This window comes from Micromonospora sp. KC723, assembly GCF_004348595.1.
In the GTDB taxonomy this organism is placed as follows: domain Bacteria; phylum Actinomycetota; class Actinomycetes; order Mycobacteriales; family Micromonosporaceae; genus Micromonospora.
Window position 1 is genome coordinate 1 of record NZ_SMKD01000214.1, and the last position, 6,322, is coordinate 6,322.

The following is a 6,322-nucleotide window of genomic DNA, read 5'->3' on the forward strand; positions in this document are numbered from 1 at the left end:
CCCCCGACCCGACCACCGCCCGGCGCACCCGGCCGGTGACCGTGGCCCCCGGGTCGACCAGCGCGCCGCCACCGGCGGCGTGCAGGTTGGCTGCCAGGTAGTCGCGCGGGGTACCGGTGTCGTAGAAGATTCCGGGGTAGGTCACCACCTCCAGCGCGCCCGCCGCCTCCGCCGGCCGCCACACCGCCCGGACCAGGTCCCCGAAGGTCGGCGGCAGTGCCCGGACCAGTCGCCACGGCAGCAGCGAGAACCCGGCGAAGAGGTGGCCGCTGAACGTGCCCGGGGCGGCCGGCTCGGCGGCCGGCTGCCCGAGCAGCCGTACCCGCTGCCCGTCCCAACCGTCCAGCAGCGCCGCGACGTCCGGACCGGCGGTGGCGTGCGGGGCGGCGAGATAGGCGTCGGCGTTGCCGACCAGCACCCCGCGCCCGTCGACCCAGTCCCGCAGATTGCCCAAGCCGCCCGCGGTGCCGAGCGGTGCCGCCGGCTCCACCGACAGGTGGGCCCGGCCGTCGACGTGCGCGACCACCTGGTGGGCCAGATAGCAGGCGTTCACCGCGACCCGCTCGGGGCCGGTCAGGCCCAGCCCGGCGAGCCGGGCCAGCGCCCGGTCCAGCAGCGGCACGTTGCCGACCGGGCAGAGCGCCTTCGGTACGCGCTCGGTGAGCGGTCGCAGCCGGGTCCCCTCACCGGCGGCGAGAACCACCGCGCAGATCCCCGGGTACGCCTCGCCGGGGCTGGCGGGGCTCGTCACGCCGCGGGCCGGCCGGTGGGCGGAACCTGCCCGGCCAGCGGGCCGATGCCGTAGTGGCCGAGGAGGAAGGCGGTGGCCCGGCTGAGCCGGGGAAGGTCGTCCAGCGGGTGCCAGGCGGCCTCGAAGACCTCCGCGCCGTCCACCGTCAGCGCGGTGGTCGACGCCGGCACCTCCGCCTCGAAGACCATGTCCACCCAACCCTTGGCGTGGACCAGCGCGTTCGGCACGGCGGGGCGGAGCCGGTCGGGAGGTAGCCGGATGCCGGATTCCTCGTACAGCTCGCGGGCCGCGCCGACGACCGGGGATTCGGCCCGCTGGAGCAGGCCGGCGGGGAGCGTCCAGCTGTAGCCGGGCGGTTGGCGCAGCAGCAGGAGACGGCCGGGGCCCTCGGCCTCACTGTCCCGGACGAGGGTGACCGCGCCGACGACGTACTTCGGCACGGCCAGCCGGACCAGTCGACGCCGCATCGTCACCGGCAGGCGGTAGAAAACCCGGTAGGCGACGGCCCGACCGGTGGCGCGCGAGCGGGGGATCATGGGTCCAGGCTAGGCCGTCCGACCCGCCCCGTCATGCCAGCCCCCACCCTGGCCGCCGGCACCCGTTTCCGCTACCGGCGCGGCCGGTCTCTTTCCCCTGCTCCGCGCGGGATCGAGCGATCCCGGCGGCCCGCTGGAGTGCGGTTCACTGACGGTGGTCGACGAGATCGATGAGTTGCTGAACCACGGCGTCCGGCTCGACCGCCCGGTCGAAGACCGCCACCAGCAGGGTCTCCAGGTCGGGGTAGCCCAGCTCCTCGGACAGCCGCAGCAGTGGCAGGTCGCTGGCCAGGCCCCGGTCGCGCTTGCGCAGCGCCAGGCCGATGGTGGCCCGGCCCAGGCGCACCTTGTCGGCGATCGAGATACCCGGCGCGGTGTGCTCGGCGAACCAGCGGTTGATCTGCATCTGGGCGTGTGGCGACTTGACGAAGCCGAGCCACTCCCGGCGCGGCCCGCGGGGGGCGGCGCTGGCCTCGAAGCCGCTCTCCGCGTCGTTCTCGGTGAAGATCTCCACCACGTCGCCCTCCTCCAGTTCGGAGGAGAGCGGGGCCAGTCGGCCGTTGATCCGGGCGGCGAGACAGTGGTCGCCGCGGTCGGTGCCCAGTTCGTACGCCAGGTCGACCGGGGTCGCCCCGGCCGGGAGCACCACCTGCCGGCCGTCGGCGACCACCTGGATCTGCGCCTCGGCCAGGTCGCAGCGCAGCGACTCGAGGAACTGGGCCGGATCGGGCGCCTCCTGCTCCCAGTCGAGCACCCGACGGAGCCACGCCAACTGGTCGACCCTGGCGGTGTCCGACCCGGAGGAGCGGGGGAAACGAAAGTCGGCGGCGATGCCGTACTCGGCCCAGCGGTGCATCTCCCGGGTGCGGATGAGCACCTCGACGGTGCGGTCCTGAGGGCCGCAGACGCTGGTGTGCAGGGACCGGTAGAGGTTGTTCTTCGGGGAGGCGATGAAGTCCTTGAACCGGCCGGGCACCGGGCGCCACCGGCCGTGCACCGCGCCGAGGGCCGCGTAACAGTCGGTGGGCGGGCCGTCCACCACGATCACGATACGCGGCAGGTCGAACGGGGCGGTGTGACCGCCGGCGACGGTGTCCTTCCAGATCGAGTAGAGGTGCCGGGGACGGGGGCTCACCTCGGCGTCGACCCGGCTGCGGCGCAGCGCCACCTTCGCCTGGGCGACCACGTCGCCGAGGTACGCGTCCCAGCCGGGCCGGTCGTGCACGTGCCGGGCGATCCGGGCGTGCTCGTCGGGCTCCAGGTGCAGCAGCACCACGTCGTCCAGCTCGCGCTTGAGGGTCTGGATGCCCAGCCGGTCGCAGAGCGGGACGAGCACCTCCTGGGTCTTGCGGGCGATGCGTTCGCGGGACGCGGCGGAGCGGACCCCGAGGGTGCGCATGTTGTGCAGCCGGTCCGCCAGCTTGATGATCAGCACCCGGACGTCCTTGCCGGCCGCGATGATCATCTTGCGGATCGTCTCCGCCTCGGCGGCCTTGCCGTAGAAGGCCTTGTCGAACTTGGTCACCCCGTCGACCAGGTGGGCCACCTCGTGGCCGAAGTCCTCGGCGAGCGCCTGGAGGGTGTAGCGGGTGTCCTCCACCGTGTCGTGCAGCAGCGCCGCGACCAGGGTGGTGGTGTCCATGCCGAGATCGGCGCAGATCTCGGCGACCGCCAGCGGATGGGTGATGTACGGCTCGCCGCTCTTGCGGAACTGGCCGCGGTGCATGTTCTCCGCGATCGTGTACGCCCGGCGCAACACGGAGGGATCCGCGCTGGGATGGATGTTGCGGTGACTGCGGACGAGTTGGCTGACCGGGTCGGTGTCGTTGGTCGGCCAGGTGAGCAGCGACCGTAGGCGGCGGGCCAGCGGCAGCTCCCCCGGCTGTGTCGGGAGCGCGCCCCCCAGGGCGGCGCCGTGTCCGGCGTCGACGTCCACGAGGGACACCTCCTCACCCCGGCTCCGCGGCCACCGTCACCGGCAACCGGAAGCAGGCCCACGAAACGGGCAGGACTGCACTCCCTTAACAGCCTAAGTGAGCCGGCGTCGTCCGATCGGTCACTTGCTCATGAGCGTTCGGTCGAGAGTTGGGTGGATCGGCCGTTCTCGGCCTTCGCCAGGAGGTCACGGAAGCGGGCCGCGCCGGCCACCGGCGACGACCACTCGGACGACATCTCCACCAGCCGGGTCTCCGGGCGCTCCAACCAGGACAGGATCCGTTCGGTCTCCTCGGCGGACGCCCGGGGCACCGGCCCGTGCCCGGGGAGCACCGTCTCGGCGGTGGCCCGGATGGCGGCGATCGTCGGTCGCGGATGGACGCCGGGTGGGGACACCCCGGCGCCGGCGAGCCGGCCGTGCCGCACCAGCGCCAGCTCCCAACCGCCGCCGGCGGCGGGCCGGGCGGCGGCCAGCTCGGCGATCCGGGTCAGCGCGGCGAGGCGTTGCATCCGGACCGTCGCCCGCAGCACGGCGGCCAGTCGGGAACGCACCACCGCGGCCTCCTCGTAGCGCTGGGCCGCTGCCAGCGTCGCGATCCGGGCGAGCAGGGCGTCCACCACCGGCTGTGGGTCGCCGGTGGTGGCGGTGCGGAACGGGGCGGCGGCGCGGTGGTCGTACTCGTCGGGCGTGATCCGGTGCTCACAGGGCGCCGGGCAGCGACCCAGCTCGGCCAGCGCGCACGCCGGCGTGATCGTCCGCAGCGAGAGCCGGTGGGTGCACTGGCGCAGCGGGACGGCGTCGTGGAACCCGGCCGCCGCCAGCTCGGCGGCCTGCTGGGAGCGGAATGGCCCCAGGTAGGCGGTGTCGGTGGGGGAGAGGGCGCGCACCACCGACAGCCGCGGGTACGCCTCGTCGGTGAGTTTGAGCCAGACCATCCGCTCCGGAAACTTCGACCGGCGGTTGTACGGCGGCGCGTGCGCGGCGATCAGCCGCAGCTCGCGGACCTCCGCCTCCAGGGAGTGCGCGCACTCGACCGCCTCGACCCGCTCGGCCGCGGCCAGCATCTCCGACATCCGGGCCCGTTTCTCGGCGGCGGTGAAGTAGCTGCGCACCCGGGTGGCGATGTCGCCGGAGGTACCGACGTAGAGCGGCCGGTCGTCGGCGGCACGGAAGACGTAGACACCGGGAACCCTGGGCAACCCGTCGGCGAGGTGCCGCTTGCGGCGCTGGGTGGGGGTGACGGCCTTCGCGAACTCGATCGCCTCACCGACCGTGTCGACCCGGTGCCCGCCGAGCCGGGCGATCAGGCCGTGCAGCACGTCCACCGTGGCCTTCGCGTCGTCCAGCGCCCGGTGGGTGGGCTGGGTGGCGGTGCGGAAGTAGGCCGCGAGGGTGCCGAGCTTGCGGTTGGGCACCTCGTCACGGGTCAACACCCGCCGGGCCAGCGCCGCCGTGTCCAGTACCCGCGGATTGGGCCACCGGTAGCCGTGCCGGGCGCAGGCCGCCTTCAGGAAGCCCACGTCGTAGGGGGCGTTGTGGGCGACCAGCACGGCGTCGGCGACGAACTCCAGGAAGCTCGGCAGGACCTGCTCGATCGGTGGGGCGGGAACCAGCATGGCCTGGGTGATACCGGTCAGCACGGTGATGAACGGCGGGATCGGCACGCCGGGGTTGACCAGGGTGGCCAGCACCCCCAACTCCTCGCCGCCGCGCACCTTGACCGCGCCGATCTCGGTGATCCCGCCGCCGTCCGGCGCGCCGCCGGTGGTCTCCAGGTCCACCACCACGAAGGTGGCCGCGTAGAGGGGCAGCGCCGGGTCGACCCCGGCTCCCGCCCCCGTTTCCAGACCCGCCAGCGTCTGCTGGACGTGTTCCCCAGGTGCCACGGGCGGCACGCTATCCGCCCGGTCCGACACTCCGGGCACATCCGCACCAGCAGTCACGACGAGGCTAGGATAAGAGTTCGGCTCACTCACCGGGCGGTGGGCCCGGTCGCGGTGGGAGACTTGCCACATGCCCCTCACCGAGCCGTATGACGACCACCTCCCGGAGGAGGGGTCGTCCGACGCCGCGCCCGAGGCCGGCGTGGACCCGGGTGTGGGGGCACCCGAGCCGGAGCCGACCCTTCCCGAACCGGTCCGGCAGCGCATCGTCGCGCTGACCGCCGCGGTGCTGCCCGGCCTGCCCGCCGAGGAGGTCCCGGTGCCGCTGCGCCGGGTGGCGAAGTTCGCCCCGAACCGCCGGGCCCGTCTGGGCGCCCCGGCGATCGCGGCCCAGCTCACCGGCGATCCGCTGTTCCGCCAGCGGGTCACCGCCCGGGTGCTCGCCGATGCCGGCGACCTGGGCGCCGCTGTCGTCGAGGGGACCGCCCCGGCCGCCGCCGACCCGGTCGAGGTGGCCGCCCTGGCGTACCTGGCCCGGCCACGGGGCTGGCGGGAGCTGGTCGAGGCCAGCGGGGCCGCCGTACGCGCCGAGGCGGACAGCGCGGTCGTCGCCGAACTGGTCCGCGAGGCCGAGCAGCGGGCCGCCCGCGCCGAACACGACCGCGCGGTGGCCCGGGTCGAGGCGGAGAAGCTCCGCGACGAACTGGCCCGGGTACGCGAGGAACTGGGCCAGCTGCGGGAGGAGAACCGGCAGCTCAACCGGACGCTGCGGGAAACCCAGGCGCGCGAGCGCCGGGCCGGCGAGCTGCTGGCCACCGAACGCGGCCGGGCCGCCCGGGCCGCCGCCGACGCCGACGCCGAGCTGCGCCGGGCGCGGGCCCGGCTCGCCGAGGCCGAGGCGGCGGCCGGCGTCGCGCGGGCCAGCGCCAAGGAGGCCCGTTCGGTCGACGACGCCCGGCTCTGGCTGTTGCTGGAGACGATCGGGCAGGCCGCCGTCGGGCTGCGCCGCGAGCTGGCCCTGGACCCGGTCGACAAGCTGCCCGCCGACTTCGTCGCCGACGCGTTCGCCGACAACCCGGCGGCCGCACCCGCCGCCGGTCCGGCGGCCCGCGCCCGCGACACCGACGATCCGGCCCGCCTGGACCAGTTGCTCGCCCTGCCCCGGGCGCACCTGGTGGTCGACGGATACAACGTCACCAAGCGCGGCTTCGGCGAG

5 protein-coding genes are annotated in these 6,322 nt (G+C 74.5%); 1 reads left to right on the plus strand and 4 read right to left on the minus strand.

Going from position 1 to position 6,322, the window contains the following annotated elements; genetic code table 11:
- From E1165_RS27385 to E1165_RS27400, 4 genes are all read right to left on the minus strand, one after another.
- Positions 1–751: sugar phosphate nucleotidyltransferase (locus E1165_RS27385; RefSeq protein ID WP_132394594.1), on the minus strand; the 751-nt coding region annotated here is incomplete at its 3' end.
- Entirely contained in the window at positions 748–1,287 is a 540-nt protein-coding gene (locus E1165_RS27390; RefSeq protein ID WP_132394595.1) for an NUDIX hydrolase, read from the minus strand. The genes E1165_RS27390 and E1165_RS27385, both read right to left, overlap by 4 nt.
- Before the next feature lie 145 nt (positions 1,288–1,432).
- Positions 1,433–3,223, minus strand: coding sequence for a bifunctional (p)ppGpp synthetase/guanosine-3',5'-bis(diphosphate) 3'-pyrophosphohydrolase (locus E1165_RS27395; protein WP_132394598.1), 1,791 nt, complete (start codon positions 3,221–3,223; stop codon positions 1,433–1,435).
- Positions 3,224–3,351: 128 nt separating this feature from the next.
- A complete protein-coding gene (locus E1165_RS27400; RefSeq protein ID WP_132394596.1) occupies positions 3,352–5,109 on the minus strand; it encodes a DEDD exonuclease domain-containing protein in 1,758 nt (585 codons plus the stop codon).
- Positions 5,110–5,236: 127 nt separating this feature from the next.
- Between E1165_RS27400 and E1165_RS27405 the strand changes: the two genes are divergently transcribed.
- Positions 5,237–6,322, plus strand: a 1,086-nt coding sequence (locus tag E1165_RS27405) for a hypothetical protein (protein WP_132394597.1), incomplete at its 3' end; no start/stop codon positions are given.